General features: G+C 65.2%; 19 protein-coding genes and 2 riboswitches. Of the genes, 14 read left to right on the top strand and 5 right to left on the bottom strand.

All coding sequences use genetic code 11. The features are described 5' to 3' along the window. Positions 1-205: 205 nt before the first annotated feature. Genes CCOS864_RS13635 through CCOS864_RS13575 form a run of 13 tightly spaced genes read left to right on the top strand, consistent with a single transcriptional unit; the run spans position 206 to position 9715 of the window. Positions 206-739: a response regulator gene (locus tag CCOS864_RS13635; protein WP_115086791.1), complete on the top strand. Its 534-nt coding sequence runs from the start codon at positions 206-208 to the stop codon at positions 737-739. A gap of 53 nt (positions 740-792) precedes the next feature. Continuing rightward, entirely contained in the window at positions 793-2493 is a 1701-nt protein-coding gene (locus CCOS864_RS13630; protein WP_115086790.1) for a GspE/PulE family protein, read from the top strand. Continuing rightward, positions 2444-3271 carry a hypothetical protein gene (locus tag CCOS864_RS13625; RefSeq protein WP_115086789.1) on the top strand — a complete coding sequence of 276 codons (828 nt, stop codon included), beginning with the start codon at positions 2444-2446 and terminating at the stop codon, positions 3269-3271. Before CCOS864_RS13630 ends, CCOS864_RS13625 begins: the two co-directional genes overlap by 50 nt. Before the next feature lies 1 nt (position 3272). Then, entirely contained in the window at positions 3273-3815 is a 543-nt protein-coding gene (locus CCOS864_RS13620) for a pilus assembly protein (protein ID WP_115086788.1), read from the top strand. Next, on the top strand, positions 3802-4350 hold the full coding sequence (gene pilO, locus CCOS864_RS13615; protein ID WP_115086787.1) for a type 4a pilus biogenesis protein PilO: 549 nt from the start codon (positions 3802-3804) through the stop codon (positions 4348-4350). The genes CCOS864_RS13620 and pilO overlap by 14 nt, the downstream gene beginning before the upstream one ends. Next, a complete protein-coding gene (locus CCOS864_RS13610) occupies positions 4350-4850 on the top strand; it encodes a hypothetical protein (protein WP_115086786.1) in 501 nt (166 codons plus the stop codon). Before pilO ends, CCOS864_RS13610 begins: the two co-directional genes overlap by 1 nt. Continuing rightward, a complete protein-coding gene (locus CCOS864_RS13605) occupies positions 4847-6670 on the top strand; it encodes a secretin N-terminal domain-containing protein (RefSeq protein ID WP_115086785.1) in 1824 nt (607 codons plus the stop codon). Before CCOS864_RS13610 ends, CCOS864_RS13605 begins: the two co-directional genes overlap by 4 nt. Before the next feature lie 3 nt (positions 6671-6673). Then, positions 6674-7150 (top strand): prepilin-type N-terminal cleavage/methylation domain-containing protein, encoded by a 477-nt coding sequence (locus tag CCOS864_RS13600; RefSeq protein WP_115086784.1) that lies wholly within the window; start codon positions 6674-6676, stop codon positions 7148-7150. Between the two features lie 5 nt (positions 7151-7155). Further along, entirely contained in the window at positions 7156-7530 is a 375-nt protein-coding gene (locus CCOS864_RS13595; protein WP_115087115.1) for a type II secretion system protein, read from the top strand. Continuing rightward, positions 7505-8035 carry a type II secretion system protein gene (locus tag CCOS864_RS13590; protein ID WP_115086783.1) on the top strand — a complete coding sequence of 177 codons (531 nt, stop codon included), beginning with the start codon at positions 7505-7507 and terminating at the stop codon, positions 8033-8035. Before CCOS864_RS13595 ends, CCOS864_RS13590 begins: the two co-directional genes overlap by 26 nt. Beyond that, the gene (gene csgE, locus CCOS864_RS13585) at positions 8032-8427 is read left to right on the top strand and encodes a curli production assembly/transport protein CsgE (protein ID WP_115086782.1); all 396 of its coding nucleotides are present in this window, start codon (positions 8032-8034) and stop codon (positions 8425-8427) included. The genes CCOS864_RS13590 and csgE overlap by 4 nt, the downstream gene beginning before the upstream one ends. After that, positions 8424-8843: a curli assembly protein CsgF gene (locus tag CCOS864_RS13580; RefSeq protein ID WP_115086781.1), complete on the top strand. Its 420-nt coding sequence runs from the start codon at positions 8424-8426 to the stop codon at positions 8841-8843. The genes csgE and CCOS864_RS13580 overlap by 4 nt, the downstream gene beginning before the upstream one ends. Positions 8844-8872: 29 nt before the next feature. Then, positions 8873-9715, top strand: coding sequence for a CsgG/HfaB family protein (locus CCOS864_RS13575; RefSeq protein WP_115086780.1), 843 nt, complete (start codon positions 8873-8875; stop codon positions 9713-9715). A gap of 110 nt (positions 9716-9825) precedes the next feature. On the opposite strand, the gene CCOS864_RS13570 is transcribed toward CCOS864_RS13575, so the two are convergent. The 5 genes from CCOS864_RS13570 to CCOS864_RS13550 are packed head-to-tail and all read right to left on the bottom strand — an operon-like array spanning position 9826 to position 12184. Next, a complete protein-coding gene (locus tag CCOS864_RS13570; RefSeq protein WP_115086779.1) occupies positions 9826-10071 on the bottom strand; it encodes a DUF1272 domain-containing protein in 246 nt (81 codons plus the stop codon). A 43-nt stretch (positions 10072-10114) separates the two neighbouring features. Next, entirely contained in the window at positions 10115-10861 is a 747-nt protein-coding gene (gene cobM, locus CCOS864_RS13565) for a precorrin-4 C(11)-methyltransferase (protein WP_115086778.1), read from the bottom strand. Positions 10862-10891: 30 nt separating this feature from the next. After that, positions 10892-11290, bottom strand: coding sequence for a cobalamin biosynthesis protein (locus tag CCOS864_RS13560; protein WP_115086777.1), 399 nt, complete (start codon positions 11288-11290; stop codon positions 10892-10894). Positions 11291-11294: 4 nt separating this feature from the next. Then, positions 11295-11987, bottom strand: a complete 693-nt coding sequence (locus CCOS864_RS13555) for a CbtA family protein (RefSeq protein ID WP_115086776.1) — start codon at positions 11985-11987, stop codon at positions 11295-11297. An 11-nt stretch (positions 11988-11998) separates the two neighbouring features. Next, a complete protein-coding gene (locus CCOS864_RS13550; RefSeq protein WP_115086775.1) occupies positions 11999-12184 on the bottom strand; it encodes a CbtB domain-containing protein in 186 nt (61 codons plus the stop codon). A gap of 98 nt (positions 12185-12282) precedes the next feature. Next, positions 12283-12510, bottom strand: a riboswitch (cobalamin riboswitch). Between the two features lie 59 nt (positions 12511-12569). Beyond that, positions 12570-12768, top strand: a riboswitch (cobalamin riboswitch). A gap of 96 nt (positions 12769-12864) precedes the next feature. On the opposite strand from CCOS864_RS13550, the gene cobW reads away from it, so the two are divergent. Further along, positions 12865-13932, top strand: coding sequence for a cobalamin biosynthesis protein CobW (cobW, locus tag CCOS864_RS13545; RefSeq protein ID WP_115087114.1), 1068 nt, complete (start codon positions 12865-12867; stop codon positions 13930-13932).

Raw genomic sequence — 13932 nt, 5'->3', positions numbered from 1 at the left:
GGGCAGGCCAAGGGGCAAAACGCCATCTACCCCCCGGGATTGGGGAAGGGGCTAGCGCCCGTTTGCGTCTATGCTTACAGAATCAACGACATAGCACAGCGATTTGCGCGGTATCACGCCTGGCACGAAGCATGCGTAAGCCTCTACAAGGCCGCACTTCTGCCGGGTCGGGAAACCGGGTCAGCAATGCTTCAGGGAGTGGACCTTGGTGAACACAGTATTGGTAGTCGATGACGAACAGACCCTTGCCGGCAATATCCAGGCGTACCTGGAAGCCCAAGGCCTGAACGTCCATGTTGCCCACGACGGAGCAAGTGCCATCGGCCTGGCCGAGCGCACCACCCCTGACGTGATCGTGCTGGATTATCGCTTGCCCGATATGGAGGGTTTTCAGGTTCTGGACGCTGTGCGCAAACGCAGGGACTGTCATTTCGTGCTGATCACCGCCCACCCGACCGCCGAGGTCCGTGAGCGGGCCGGCCAACTGGGTGTCAGTCATATCCTGTTCAAGCCGTTTCCCCTGGCGGAACTGGCCCGCGCAGTCCTCGACCTGATGGGCATCAAGCGAGAAAACCGACGCGTAGCCGACACGGACACAGGGTTCGTCGAACGACGCCAAAGCAGGAGTGAGAGTTTCCCCCTGCAGCTGTTCGACGGTAGCTGGGTCCTGGCCGATCGCCGACGTAATGGCGCACGGCCGCCGGGGCCCGACGACGACCAGCTGCTCACCGGGGAATGACGCGCGAGCAGGGCTGAACCAGGCTCTCCGCGCCCCGCGTTGGAGAGCAAGCCATGGAACCGTTGTCGCTCGTTCCTTCCGTTGTTGCCAGCACCCCGGCGCCCCTTGGCCGCGCGTTGCTGGCCCAGGCCAGGGCCAGTGCCGAACTCAGCGGCGAGCGCCTGCTCGATACCCTGCAAGCACTCAGCGGTCTTGAACCTGCCGATTTCGTCCAGTGCCTGGGCGCCACCCTGCATTACCCGGTGCTCGATGGCCCGTCGCTGTTTGCCGCCATGCCCTTGTTCGAACGGGTCAGCCTGGCGCAGTGCCTGAAACGCGAATTCATCCTCCTGCAACATGCCGGCATGACCCTCGGAGTGTTCGCCGACCCCTTCGACAACGCCCGCCTGGCCTGGATCGACGAGTGCCTGCAAGGTGCGCCGCTGTACCTGGTGCAAGCCGCCGAACTCAAGGGCTTTCTCGCCCGCCACGAAGAAAGCTTTCACGCCGTCGATTCACTGGACACCGAAAACGAAACGGTCAACGAGCTCGACAGCCTGCAGAGCCTGTCGTTGGCCAGCATCAGCGAAGACCAGAGCCGGGTGGTCAAGCTGGTCAACTCGACCCTGTACGACGCCCTGAAGATGCACGCCAGCGACATCCACCTGGGCGTGACCGGCAGCGGCCTGGTGATCAAGTACCGCATCGATGGCGTGCTCAACAGCATCAGCAAGGTCAGCGGCAGTGAGTTCGCCGATCAGGTGATCTCGCGGATCAAGGTCATGGCCGAGCTGGACATCGGCGAAAAACGCGTGCCCCAGGACGGCCGCTTCAAGATCGGCATCAGCGCCCGGCAGATCGACTTCCGGGTCTCGATCATGCCGAGCATCTTCGGTGAAGACGCGGTGCTGCGGGTGCTCGACAAACAGGACCTGGCCGACCGCGTCAGCGGCGTGCAACTGCAGGCTCTGGGCTTTGAAGAGCAGACCCTGCGCAGCCTGCGCCGCCTGGCCAGCGAACCCTACGGCATGATCCTGGTCACCGGCCCCACCGGCAGCGGCAAGACCACCACCCTCTACGCCATGATCAGCGAGATCAACCATGGCGTGGACAAGATCATCACCATCGAAGACCCGGTCGAATACCAGTTGCCGGGGGTGCTGCAGATCCCGGTCAACGAGAAGAAGGGCCTGACCTTCGCCCGCGGGCTGCGCTCGATCCTGCGCCACGACCCGGACAAGATCATGGTCGGTGAGATCCGCGACCCGGACACCGCGCAGATCGCCGTGCAGTCGGCGCTGACCGGGCACCTGGTGTTCACCACCATTCATGCCAACAACGTCTTCGATGTGATCGGCCGCTTCAGCCAGATGCAGGTCGACCCCTACAGCTTCGTCTCGGCGCTCAACGCGGTGCTGGCCCAGCGCCTGATTCGCCTGGTCTGCCCGCACTGCGCCGCCCCTCAGCAACCCACGGATGACGAACTCGGCGCCTCGGGCCTGGAGCCCGGCCAGGTCGGCCATTACCGCTTCGTTCACGGCAGCGGCTGCGGCCAGTGCCGGGGCAGCGGTTACCGCGGGCGCACGGCGATTGCCGAGCTGCTGCACCTGGACGACGACCTGCGCCAGATGATCGTCGAGCGCAAGCCCCTGGCCCAGATCAAGACCCTGGCCTGTCAACGCGGCCTGCGCCTGCTGCGCAGCTCGGCGCTGGAACTGGTGCGTGATGGCCGGACCACCCTGGAGGAGATCAATCGTGTCACTTTTATCGCCTGATCGCTTTATCGCCGTGCTCGGCGCCCAAGGTGTGGGTTTGGGCCAACGCCAGGGCACCCGGCAACAGTGGCTCGGCAGCCTGGACTTTAGCGCCGAACGCAGCCAGGTCTGGGCGGTTGCACTGGAGTCGCTGCAGCACCTGCTGGCTGAACAACCGTGCAAAGGCGCACAGTTGCAAGTGTTGCTCTCGGCCCAGTACAGCCGCTTCTGCCTGGTGCCCTGGAGCGCCGCCATCAGCCGTCCGGACGAGCTCCAGCAGTACGCCCGCGCCTGTTTCGAGGCGCATTACGGGCAGAGCCTGGAAGGCTGGCGCATCGTCGTCTCGCCCGAAGCCGCCGGTTGCCCGCGCATCGCCAGCGTTACGCCGCAAGGCTTGCTCGATCAGCTCGATGCCCTGTGCCGCAGCCTGGGGCTGCGCCTGCGCTCGGCACGGCCTTACCTGATGGCGGCCTATAACCACTTTGCCGAGCAACTGGGGCAGGGCGACTTTCTCTTCGTCCTGGCCGAGCCGCAACGCAGTGTCTGCCTGCTGGCACAGAACGGCGCCTGGCAACAGGTCAGCGCCCAGGGCTGTGCTGACAGCGACCAGGCCCTGCACGCCTTGATTGCCCGCCAGGCCGAGCTGCACCAGGGCCAAGGGCAGTTGCCGGTGTACCTGCATGCGCCCGGTCGCCTGGAACAACCGCCAGCGCTGCAGGGTGTGCAGCTGTGCGAGCTGGCGCCCACCCCGTTAGCGGTACGCGACGTGCTGTGCAGCATGTCCCGGGCGGTGGCCTGAGATGCGCCGCCTGATGCTGGATTTGCAGCCCGCTCGCACCGGCCTGCCAGCCTGGGTGCTGTTGGCTTGTGGGCTGAGCCTGCTGCTCGGCGCCGTGCTACTGCAGCACGGCCTCGATCAACAACAGGCCGACCTTGAGCAGCACCTCGAACAGCTCGACCGCCAACTGGGTAAACGTCCGCAGGCCGGGCAACCGCTCAATGCCGCGCAAAGCCGCGAGCAGGCCGAGAAACTGGCGCAGATGCGTAGCGTCTCGCAGCAACTGCAACGGCCTTGGGAGCGGCTGTTCGGCATGCTCGAAGGTCTGCCGCAAGACGACATCGCCTTGCTCACCCTGACCCCCGACGCGCGCAAGGGCCAGCTGCGCATCAGCGCCGAGGCCCGCGACCTGGAAGCCATGCTGGCCTTCCACAAGCGCCTGGAAGCCAGTGCCGAGCTGCGCGATGTGTCGCTGCTCAACCACGAAATCATCGCCAAGCAGGCCGAGCATCCGGTGCAGTTCAACCTGTCGGCCATCTGGGAGAACGGCAATGCGCATCCCTAGCCTGATCCTGCATGAACGCGCCCGCCAGCTCGGTGTAGTCGGCCTGGCCGGTGCCGGGCTGCTGGCCCTGGCGCTGCTGTACGGCGTCACCGTGCTGCTGGCGCAATGGCAACAGCTGCAACAGCTGGAGCAACAACGCGATCAGGCCCTGGCGCAGGTCGCGCAGTTCAAGCAGGGCACGCGGAAGCTGCCGCAGGTGCCACAGCACGAGCTGGAAGATTTCCACAAGCAGCTGCCGGCCCAGCCCCAGGCCACCGTGGCCATCGACCGCATCTACGCCCTGGCCAAGGCCGAGCAGATCACCCTGGCCCGCGGCGAGTACGCCCTGGGTGTCGACCCCAAGACCCAGCTGGCGCGTTACCAGATCCTCCTGCCGGTGCGCGGCAGCTACCCGCAGATCCGCCGCTACGTGCATGCCTTGCTCGGCCAGCTGCCGGCGCTGGTGCTGGAAGACATCGACCTGCAACGCAAGAAGATCGGCGACCGCGAATTGACCGGGCGCCTGCGTATGACCCTTTACCTGTCGAGGTCATGATGAACACTCAACGCAGCCTGGCCTGGCTGGTTTTTCTCGGCACCGCCGCGGTGCTGGCCTGGGGGCCAGGGTACTTCTTCGAAGAGGCGGCTGAAGACGGCGAGGCAGGTATTGTCGTTACCAGCAAGGCCGTAGCAACCGAGACAGCGCTGGCGCAGAAAGACGCCAAACCCGCAGCCCTCAAGCCTCGCGACCTGTTCCCGAGCAAAAGCTGGAAGCCGGCGGTGCAGATGACCACGGTCACCGAGCAACCCGTCGCCATGGCCCCGGTGGCCTTGGCGCCTGCCGTGCCAGCCCTGCCATTCCAGTTCGTTGGCCGCCTGGATGATCGCGACGATCAGCAGGTGTTCCTGCAAAGCGGCGAAAAACTCTACGTCGTGCGTCGCGGCGACGTGATCGATGACACCTACCGGATCGAGCAGATCTCCGCCACGGAGCTGAGCCTGGTCTACCTGCCGTTGCACCTGTCCCAGACTTTGTCTGTAGGGAGCGCACCATGAATTTGCCAAGGCTCAGCCACAAAGCGCCGTACCTGATGCTTGCCCTGTGTGTCGCCCTGGCCGGTTGCGGCACCGCCGGTGTGCGCAAGGACGCCCAGGCCCTGATCGGTGAAGGGCAATATGAGGCCGGGATCGCTCAGCTCGAAGAAGCGCTCAAGCAACACCCGCGCGACACCGAGCTGAACATCGCCCTGATCCAGGGCCGGCGCCAGGCAATCGAAGCGCTGCTGACCCAGGCCGACAGCGACCGCAGCCGCCATGATTTCGGCGGTGCGCGCAGCGGCTACGGCCGGGTGCTGACGCTGGAGCCGAACAACCGCCGGGCCCTGGATGCGGTACGCCAGATCGAACAGATGCGCAATCTTGGCGAGCGCATCGCCCTGGGCCAGGCGGCGCTGCGTGGGGGCGATCTGTTCGGCGCCGAGCGGCACATGCGCGAAGTGCTGCTGCTCGACCCGCAGAACGAAGGCGGCCTGGCCCTGCGCAAGGACATCGAGCTGGTGCAAAGCCGCACCGCCCGGCCCAACCCACAACTGCGCAGCAAGCTCGAACGGCCGGTGACCCTGGAATTTCGCGACGCCAACCTGAAGACCATCTTCGAGGTGCTGTCGCAGGTGGCGGGGCTGAACTTCATCTTCGACAAGGACCTGCGCCCGGACATGAAGGCAACCATCTTCGTCCGTGACGTGCGTATCGAAGACGCCGTGGCCCTGCTGCTGGAGCAGAACCAGTTGCACCAGAAGGTGGTGAACGACAACACCCTGCTGATCTACCCGGACTCGCCACAGAAGACCAAGGATTACCAGGAACTGGTGATGCGTACCTTCTACCTGACCAGCATCGATTCCAACACTGCACTGAACCTGGTCAAGACCATGCTCAAGACCCGCGACGTATTCGTCGACGAGCGCCTCAATACCCTGACCATGCGCGACACCCCCGATGCCGTGCGCATGGCCGAGAAACTGTTGCAGTCCCAGGATCAGTCCAACCCGGAAGTGGTGCTGGAAGTGCAGGTGATGGAAGTGGCCCGCTCGCGGATCCTCGAGCTCGGCCTGCAATGGCCCAACACCTTCGGCTTGCTCAACGCCGACGGCAACCCGGTGGGCATTCTCGACCAGCTGCGCGGCATCAACTCCTCGCGCATCAGCATCGCGCCGGCACCGCAAGCCAAGATCAATGCCCAGGACAACGACATCAACACCCTGGCAAGCCCGGTGATCCGCGTCAGCAACCGTGAGCAGGCGCGCATCCACATCGGCCAGCGGGTACCGATCATCAGTGCCACCTCGGTGCCCTCGACCCAGGGCCCGGTGATCACCGAAAGCGTCACCTACCTGGATGTCGGCCTCAAGCTCGAAGTGACCCCGGTGGTGCACCTGAACAACGAAGTGGCGATCAAGGTGGCCCTGGAAGTCAGCAACGCCAAGCCGCTGGAGCCGACCCGCCAGGGCACCATCCCGGTCCAGGTCGACACCCGCAACGCCCAGACCAGCCTGCGCCTGCACGACGGCGAAACCCAGGTACTGGCGGGCCTGGTGCGTAACGACCAGGGCGCCAGCGGCAACAAGATCCCCGGCCTTGGCGACATTCCCGGCCTGGGCCGGCTGTTCGGCAGCAACCGCAGCGACAACAGCCAGTCGGAGCTGGTGCTGTCGATCACCCCGCGAATCATCCGCAACCTGCCGTACCAGAGCCCGTCGGACATGGAATTTGCCACCGGTACCGAAACCAGCATGCAGATCCGCAACCTCAACCGCAGCGTCGAGGTGGAGGACGAACAGACGCTGGTGGCGGTACCTGGCGCGGTGAGGCCCTGAATCATGAAACGGCCGATGGCAGGTTTCAGCCTGATCGAAGTGATGCTGACCCTGGCGCTGCTCGGGTTGCTGGCCTCGATTGCCGCGCCGCTGACCGAGACCCTGGTGCGGCGCAACAAGGAGCAGGCGCTGCGCACCGCGCTGTACCAGCTGCGCGATGCCATCGATGCCTACAAGCGTGCCTTCGACGCCGGCTACATCGAGAAATCCCTCGATGCCAGCGGCTATCCGCCGAACCTGCAGGTACTGGTCGATGGCGTGCGCGATGTGCGTAGCGCCAAAGGTGCGAAGTTCTACTTCCTGCGCCGGATTCCCCAGGACCCGCTGGTAGCAGCGCGCAAGGACGATGAGCAGGGCGGCTGGGGGCTACGCGCCTACGACAGCTCGGCGCAGAACCCGCGCGACGGCCAGGATGTTTTCGACGTGTATTCCAGGGCCCGTGGCAAGGGCCTCAACGGCATCGCCTACGGGCAGTGGTGAGCATGATGAAACGCAGCCAGGGCTTTACCTTGATCGAGTTGCTGGTGGTGATGGCGATCATCGCCACCCTGATGACCATCGCCATGCCGCGCTACTTCAACAGCCTCGAAACCTCGCGCGAGACCACCCTGCGCCAGAGCCTGGCGGTGATGCGCGAGGCGCTGGACCACTACTACGGCGACTCCGGCCGCTACCCCGAGTCGCTTGAACAGTTGGTGGAGCAACGCTACCTGCGCAGCGCACCGCTGGACCCGATCACCGAACGCCGCGACCTCTGGCAGGTGGTGGCGCCGCCCGAAGGCGTTGCCGGTTCCGTCGCCGACATCAAGAGCGGTTCAACCGGGAGGGCCCGTGATGGCAGCCTTTATGCCGAGTGGTAATGCCGGGCAGGCAGGCTTCACCTACCTGGGCGTGCTGCTGCTGATCGCCGTCACCGGCATGGCCCTGGCGGCCACCGGCACGCTGTGGTCGACCGTCGCCCAGCGCGAGCGCGAACGCGAGCTGCTATGGGTCGGCGGCCAGTATGCCCAGGCCCTGCGCAGCTACTTTCGCAGTTCCCCGGGCCTGGCCCAGTACCCGCAGAGCCTTGAGGAACTGCTGGAAGATGCCCGCTATCCCGAGCCTAAGCGGCACTTGCGCAGGCTGTACCTGGACCCGATCACCGTCAGCGACGACTGGGGCCTGCTGCGTTCGATCGACGGGCGCATCACCGGCGTCTACAGCCGCTCACAGGCCATGCCGCTCAAGCAAACCGGCTTTGCCGCCCAGTGGTCGGAGTTCGAGGGCCTGGAGCACTACAGCGACTGGCAGTTCGTTGCCGAGAAGGCCTTTGCCGAGACCGCCGCCGGCGCACGCAAGGGCCTGGCCCAGGGAGCCGGGCAATGAACCGCCGCCTGAGTGCCTTGGCCCTGGCCCTGGTGCTGCTGGCCGGCAGCGCCAGGGGCGGCGCCGAGGACGAGATGATGGGCTTTATCGTCGACAACACCATTTCGCACATCGGCCACGACTTCTATTACAGCTTCGCCGAGCGGCTGCGTGCCACCAGCCGCCTGGATTTCAACCTGGTGGTACGCGAACGGCCCGACCCGCGCTGGGGCAGCCTGGTGACGGTCGAGTACGAGCAACGGGTGGTGTACCGGCGCTTTCTGCCACCCAACACAACTGAGCTCAAGGACGCCGCCTATGAGGCTGCGGACCTGGTCAAGGCGCAGATTATCCAGCGCAAGCTGCAGATGCTGCTGCAGGACACCACTGATCTGGAGAGGGATGAGTTATGAACAACAACAAAACCTGCAGCCTGGCCTCCCTGGTATTGCTGGCGGCCCTCGCCAGCCAGGCCAGTGCCACCGAACTGGTCTACACCCCGGTCAACCCGGCGTTTGGCGGCAACCCGCTGAACGGCACCTGGCTGCTCAACAACGCCCAGGCGCAGAACGATCATGAAGACCCGGCCATCAAGGACCGCGCCTCGGCGTTCGCCAGCACCTCGGCGCTGGAGCGCTTCACCAGCCAGCTGGAGTCGCGCCTGCTGTCGCAGCTGCTGACCAACATCAACAACGGCAACACCGGCAGCCTGCAGACCGACGCCTTCATCATCAACGTCATCGACGACTCGGGGGCCCTGAGCATTCAGGTGACCGACCGGGTGACCGGTGAGATTTCGGAAATTCAGGTCAACGGCCTGAACCCTTGAAGGGCACAGGACAACGGGGAGAAACAGCCATGAAACGATTTCTGAGCACACTGCTGATCCTGGCCGCCTTGCAAGGCTGCAGCCTGCGCGAACCGATGCCGGCCGAACAGGACAGCGAAAGCCCGACCCTGACGCCGCGGGCCTCGACCTACTACGACCTGCTCAACATGCCGCGGCCCAAGGGCCGGCTGATGGCAGTGGTGTATGGCTTTCGCGACCAGACCGGGCAATACAAGCCGACCCCGGCCAGTTCGTTTTCCACCAGCGTCACCCAGGGGGCGGCGAGCATGCTGATGGATGCCCTACAGGCCAGCGGCTGGTTCGTGGTGCTCGAACGCGAAGGGCTGCAGAACCTGCTGACCGAACGCAAGATCATCCGCGCCTCGCAGAAAAAGCCCGATACGCCGGTGAATATCCTGGGTGAACTGCCGCCCCTGCAGGCGGCCAACCTGATGCTCGAAGGCGGTATCATCGCCTACGACACCAACGTGCGCAGCGGCGGTGAGGGCGCGCGTTACCTGGGCATCGACCTGTCGCGTGAGTACCGGGTCGACCAGGTCTCGGTCAACTTGCGGGCGGTGGATGTGCGCAGCGGCCAGGTGCTGGCCAACGTCATGACCAGCAAGACCATCTACTCGGTCGGGCGCAGCGCCGGGGTGTTCAAGTTCATCGAGTTCAAGAAGCTGCTGGAAGCCGAGGTCGGCTACACCACCAACGAGCCCGCGCAGCTCTGCGTGCTGTCGGCGATCGAGGCGGCGGTCGGGCACTTGCTGGCCCAGGGCATTGAACGGCGCTTGTGGCAGGTGGCCGGGGATGGTGCGGGGGACAAGGCGGTGCTGGATAAATACCTGAGCCAGTACCAGAGCCCATGAAACCCATCGCTGGCAAGCCAGCTCCCACAGGTTCGGCGGCGTACACAGATCAATTGTGGGAGCCGGCCTTGCCGGCGATGCAAGGCAAAGCGTTGCCAGTCGGGTTTACCTCAATGGCTCGGGCAGCCCTGTTCCTTGACGATCCGCTGGGTCGACGCCGGGTTGTTGACCAGCTTGGCCGCCGAGCGCGCCGGGCGCTTGACCAGCTCACCGCCGCAATTGGGACACTGGCCCTTGAGCTGACGCTCATTGCAGTCGCGGCAAAAGGTACATTCAAACGAGCAGATCAACGCGTCCGGGCTCTCGCCGGGTAGATCAGTGCCACAGCATTCACAGTTCGGGCGCAGTTCGAGCATGGTCAGGTCCTCGCAGGCGGATCGGAATCGTCAGTGTATACGCTCAGGGCCGGTACAGGTGGGCATGCCCGGCGCGGTACAGCGCCGACTCCGAGAAGGTGTCGTTACCCAGCACCCGGCCCACCAGAATCAGCGCGGTACGGCGAAAATCCTTGGCCGCGGCCAGCTCGACAATCGTCTCCAGGGTCCCCAGCACCCAGTCCTGATCCGGCCAGGTCGCCCGGTGCACCACGGCAATCGGGCAGTCAGCGCCATAGTGCGGGCGCAGTTCTTCGACGATTTTTGCCAGGTGCTTGACCCCCAGGTGCACGGCCAGGGTGGTCTGGTGGCGGGCAAGATCGGCCAGTTGTTCTCCAGCGGGCATCGGTGATTTGTCGGCGTAGCGAGTGAGGATCACGCTCTGGGCGATGTCCGGCAAGGTCAGCTCGCAGCCGAGCAGGGCGGCGCTGGCTGCAACGGCGGTGACGCCGGGGACGATCTCGTAGGGAATGCCCAGCTCGCGCAGGTAGCGGATCTGCTCGCCGATCGCGCCATACAGGCTGGGGTCGCCGCTGTGCACCCGGGCCACATCATGGCCCTGATCATGGGCGCGCTTGATCGCCTCGATGATCTGCGCCAGGTGCAGTTCGGCGCTGTTGATCAGGGTCTCGGCGCGGTGACCTTCCAGCACTGCGGCCGGGACCAGGGAGCCGGCGTAGATGATCACCGGGCAGCGCTGGATCAGGCGCTGGCCCTTGACGGTGATCAGCTCCGGATCGCCGGGGCCGGCGCCGATGAAATAGACGGTCATGGGGAGTCCTTGCGGGGAAAGTGCAGATTATCAGCGAAAACCGCTGGTGCAGGCCAATGCCAGGCTGGCGTCGGCCTGCAGGGTGCGGGGTACCAGTAGGCGGGCCGGGCTGCCAAGCTGCTCGGCCAGGGCCAGGGCGGCGCTCTCGGCCACGCCATAACAGCCACTGTGCCGGTAAGCCACCGCAGAACGATGGCTCAGGCGTTGTTCGAAAACAGCCAGTTGCGCCGCACTGAAGAACAGCAGCGGCACGCCCAGGCACCGGGCCAGTTCATGCAGGCCGGGTTCGTCGTGCTTGAGGTCGATGCTGGCTAGGCCCATGACCGCGCCGGGCGGCAGGTCATGGGCGAGCAGGGTACGCGTGAGCAGGTCGCTCAGGGCGTCGGCCGGGCAGCCGCGACGGCAACCCAGGCCGAGGTACAGCTGCATCCGTTCAGGCCTGGCTCGAACGGCGATACAGCCAGGCACTGATCAGGCCCAGGGCCAGCCAGAACGCGGCGTTGGTCAGCAGCGAAGCGACCTTGAACTCGGCTTCCAGGGCTTCTGGGGCGAGCATCTGGTGGACTTCAGGCTGCGGCGCGCCAATCACGTGAGGCACCACCAGCAACACTGCACCGACTATCTTCAGCAGCCAGTTGTGGGCGAACACGATCAAGGCCAGACCGACGGCGGTGGCGGCAGCCGTGCCGACCCACCAGGCTTGGCGCTGGGCCAGGTCGGCGGCAGCAGTACCCGGCAGCTCCGGGGGCAGGCCCAGGGTCGGCGCCAGGCAGAACACGGCAAAGCCGCCCAGGCCCCAGAGCGCGCCGCTGATCACGGTCTTCGGTGCGCGCAGGGTGTAGAGCGCGGCGAGGATCAGGGCGAAACCGACCGCCACCACCAGGTTGCCGCCGGTGGTCGACAGCACCCGCTGCCAGCCGTCTTCCGGCGACCAGGCTTCGCTGTCGTGATGATGCTCGGCGGTACCGGCCGCATGTTCATGGGGCGCCTCGACCGCAGGCGCGGCGCTTTCATAGGTTTCCGCCTGGAGAATCAGCGGCGCGACCCAGAAGCTTTGCAGCAGGGTCAGCAGCAGGGCGGCCAGCAGGCCGGTAAAGCCTGCAGTACTGGCGATACGCTTGATCATCGGGGCAGCACTCAGTGGCAAGGGAAGGCGGCGCTGTGGCGGGTATCGTGGGCGGCGTTATGCACCGCTTCGATGTGCGAGAAACCGGCGAAGTAGACCAGGCACAGGCCCAGCAGCGAGGCGCCGACAGCAACCAGCAGGCGCTGGCTGAGGCTTGAAGGGGTAACGGCTTCATTACTGGCGGTACTGGTACGCATGGCGCTTTCCTCTTGGTGTTGTCGGCAACAGGCAAGCGCAGCCAACCCCTGCACGAGGATCGCCCAGGGGGTGTAACAGCGCCCGCCCACCGCGGGTTTGTTCGGTCAAGCGTCGGGCCGGTCTCCGGGCTGGTGAGGGTTGGCAGCTGGCCACACCACAGGCGCCACCTTCCCATGCCAGGCAGCGGGCACAGTGGTTCTGACGCTTTTCTCACTTACCGTTGCGGGGGCAGCACCGGACTTGTCGTACACCTAATAAAGAAGTGTATGACGCACCGGTTTCCCAGTTTCACCCTCAAGGGGCACCCAAACGAATGGCGTTAGCAAATCACGGGCGCGGGCAGGCGTCAATCGTGACAGCAGTTGACCGCTCACCGGGCACTGCGTAGCCTAGCCGCTTCGAGGTTCTTCGGCGCTGGCCGAAGCTAAGACGGGAACGCGGTTGAAGCCGCGGCTGCCCCCGCAACTGTAAGCATTGAAGCGTTCGACACAGCCACTGCACCGCGTGCGGGAAGGCGTCGTTCGACTGGCCCTGGCGCCGGTGCAATGCAAGCCAGGAGACCTGCCTCGGACAGTTTCCGACATTCAACCGGGCGGGGTGATCCGGTGGCGAACAGGCCAGGTGCGTGACACCTTTGGCGCTCGTCCCGCATGCCCGCCATCCTGCCAAGGGCATCGACATGAAAACACTGGCCAAACTCCCCGTCACCATCGTTACCGGCTTCCTCGGCTCGGGCAAGACCACGCTGCTGCGGCATATGCTCGACAACGCCCAGGGGCGGCGCATCGCGGTGATCGTCAACGAGTTTGGCGAGCTGGGCATCGACGGCGAAATCCTCAAACAGTGCAGCATCGGTTGCAGCGAAGAAGAGGCCAACGGCCGCGTCTATGAGCTGGCCAACGGCTGCCTGTGCTGCACCGTGCAGGAAGAGTTCTTCCCGGTGATGCGCGAATTGGTGGCCCGTCGCGGCGACCTCGACCATATCCTCATCGAAACCAGCGGCCTGGCCCTGCCCAAGCCCCTGGTGCAAGCCTTCCAGTGGCCAGAGATTCGTAACGCCTGCACGGTCGACGCGGTGATCACCGTGGTCGACAGCCCGGCCGTCGCCGCCGGCACCTTTGCCGCCTACCCGGACCAGGTCGATGCCCAACGCAAGCTCGACCCCAACCTGGACCACGAATCGCCGCTGCACGAGCTGTTCGCCGACCAGTTGGCCAGCGCCGACCTGGTGGTCCTGAACAAGGCCGACCTGATCGCTGCCGACGACCTGGCCAAGGTGCGCGCCGAAGTTGTAGAAGAGCTGCCACCGGCGGTGAAGGTGATCGAAGCCAGCAGCGGCCGTCTGCCGCTGGACGTGCTGCTGGGCCTGGGCGCCGAATCCGAGGCGCATATCGATGGCCGCCGCACCCACCACGATTCGCACCACGACGGTGACGATCACGACGACCATGATCACGACGCCTTCGACTCGATCTCCATCGAGCTGCCGCAAGCCGACGAAAGCCTGTTGCTCGATGCCCTGACCCAGTTGGTCGTGCAGCACGGCATCCTGCGGGTCAAGGGCTTTGCCGCTATCCCGGGCAAGCCGATGCGCCTGCTGATCCAGGGCGTGGGCACCCGTTTCGACAAGCACTTCGACCGCGCCTGGCGCAGCGAAGAGCCGCGCACCACGCGCCTGGTGCTGATTGGCCAGGAACTGGATGCGGCACAACTGGAAGCGAGCCTGCGCGCCGCCCTGGGCGCTTGA

It is taken from the genome of Pseudomonas wadenswilerensis, from assembly GCF_900497695.1.
Taxonomy (GTDB): domain Bacteria; phylum Pseudomonadota; class Gammaproteobacteria; order Pseudomonadales; family Pseudomonadaceae; genus Aquipseudomonas; species Aquipseudomonas wadenswilerensis.
Note: the sequence above shows the minus strand (reverse complement) of the source record. Positions and strands in the feature narration are given on the sequence as shown.

What these genes read in the sequence shown, in the direction of transcription:
- CCOS864_RS13600 (WP_115086784.1), top strand. Translation starts at nt 6,674, where the DNA reads ATGAAACGGCCGATGGCAGGTTTCAGCCTGATCGAAGTGATGCTGACC.
- CCOS864_RS13610 (WP_115086786.1), top strand. Translation starts at nt 4,350, where the DNA reads ATGAACACTCAACGCAGCCTGGCCTGGCTGGTTTTTCTCGGCACCGCC.
- CCOS864_RS13570 (WP_115086779.1), bottom strand. Translation starts at nt 10,071, where the DNA reads ATGCTCGAACTGCGCCCGAACTGTGAATGCTGTGGCACTGATCTACCC.
- CCOS864_RS13555 (WP_115086776.1), bottom strand. Translation starts at nt 11,987, where the DNA reads ATGATCAAGCGTATCGCCAGTACTGCAGGCTTTACCGGCCTGCTGGCC.
- CCOS864_RS13550 (WP_115086775.1), bottom strand. Translation starts at nt 12,184, where the DNA reads ATGCGTACCAGTACCGCCAGTAATGAAGCCGTTACCCCTTCAAGCCTC.
- csgE (WP_115086782.1), top strand. Translation starts at nt 8,032, where the DNA reads ATGAACCGCCGCCTGAGTGCCTTGGCCCTGGCCCTGGTGCTGCTGGCC.
- cobM (WP_115086778.1), bottom strand. Translation starts at nt 10,861, where the DNA reads ATGACCGTCTATTTCATCGGCGCCGGCCCCGGCGATCCGGAGCTGATC.
- CCOS864_RS13560 (WP_115086777.1), bottom strand. Translation starts at nt 11,290, where the DNA reads ATGCAGCTGTACCTCGGCCTGGGTTGCCGTCGCGGCTGCCCGGCCGAC.
- pilO (WP_115086787.1), top strand. Translation starts at nt 3,802, where the DNA reads ATGCGCATCCCTAGCCTGATCCTGCATGAACGCGCCCGCCAGCTCGGT.
- CCOS864_RS13595 (WP_115087115.1), top strand. Translation starts at nt 7,156, where the DNA reads ATGAAACGCAGCCAGGGCTTTACCTTGATCGAGTTGCTGGTGGTGATG.
- CCOS864_RS13590 (WP_115086783.1), top strand. Translation starts at nt 7,505, where the DNA reads ATGGCAGCCTTTATGCCGAGTGGTAATGCCGGGCAGGCAGGCTTCACC.
- CCOS864_RS13620 (WP_115086788.1), top strand. Translation starts at nt 3,273, where the DNA reads ATGCGCCGCCTGATGCTGGATTTGCAGCCCGCTCGCACCGGCCTGCCA.
- CCOS864_RS13580 (WP_115086781.1), top strand. Translation starts at nt 8,424, where the DNA reads ATGAACAACAACAAAACCTGCAGCCTGGCCTCCCTGGTATTGCTGGCG.
- CCOS864_RS13605 (WP_115086785.1), top strand. Translation starts at nt 4,847, where the DNA reads ATGAATTTGCCAAGGCTCAGCCACAAAGCGCCGTACCTGATGCTTGCC.
- CCOS864_RS13630 (WP_115086790.1), top strand. Translation starts at nt 793, where the DNA reads ATGGAACCGTTGTCGCTCGTTCCTTCCGTTGTTGCCAGCACCCCGGCG.
- CCOS864_RS13625 (WP_115086789.1), top strand. Translation starts at nt 2,444, where the DNA reads ATGGCCGGACCACCCTGGAGGAGATCAATCGTGTCACTTTTATCGCCT.
- CCOS864_RS13575 (WP_115086780.1), top strand. Translation starts at nt 8,873, where the DNA reads ATGAAACGATTTCTGAGCACACTGCTGATCCTGGCCGCCTTGCAAGGC.
- cobW (WP_115087114.1), top strand. Translation starts at nt 12,865, where the DNA reads ATGAAAACACTGGCCAAACTCCCCGTCACCATCGTTACCGGCTTCCTC.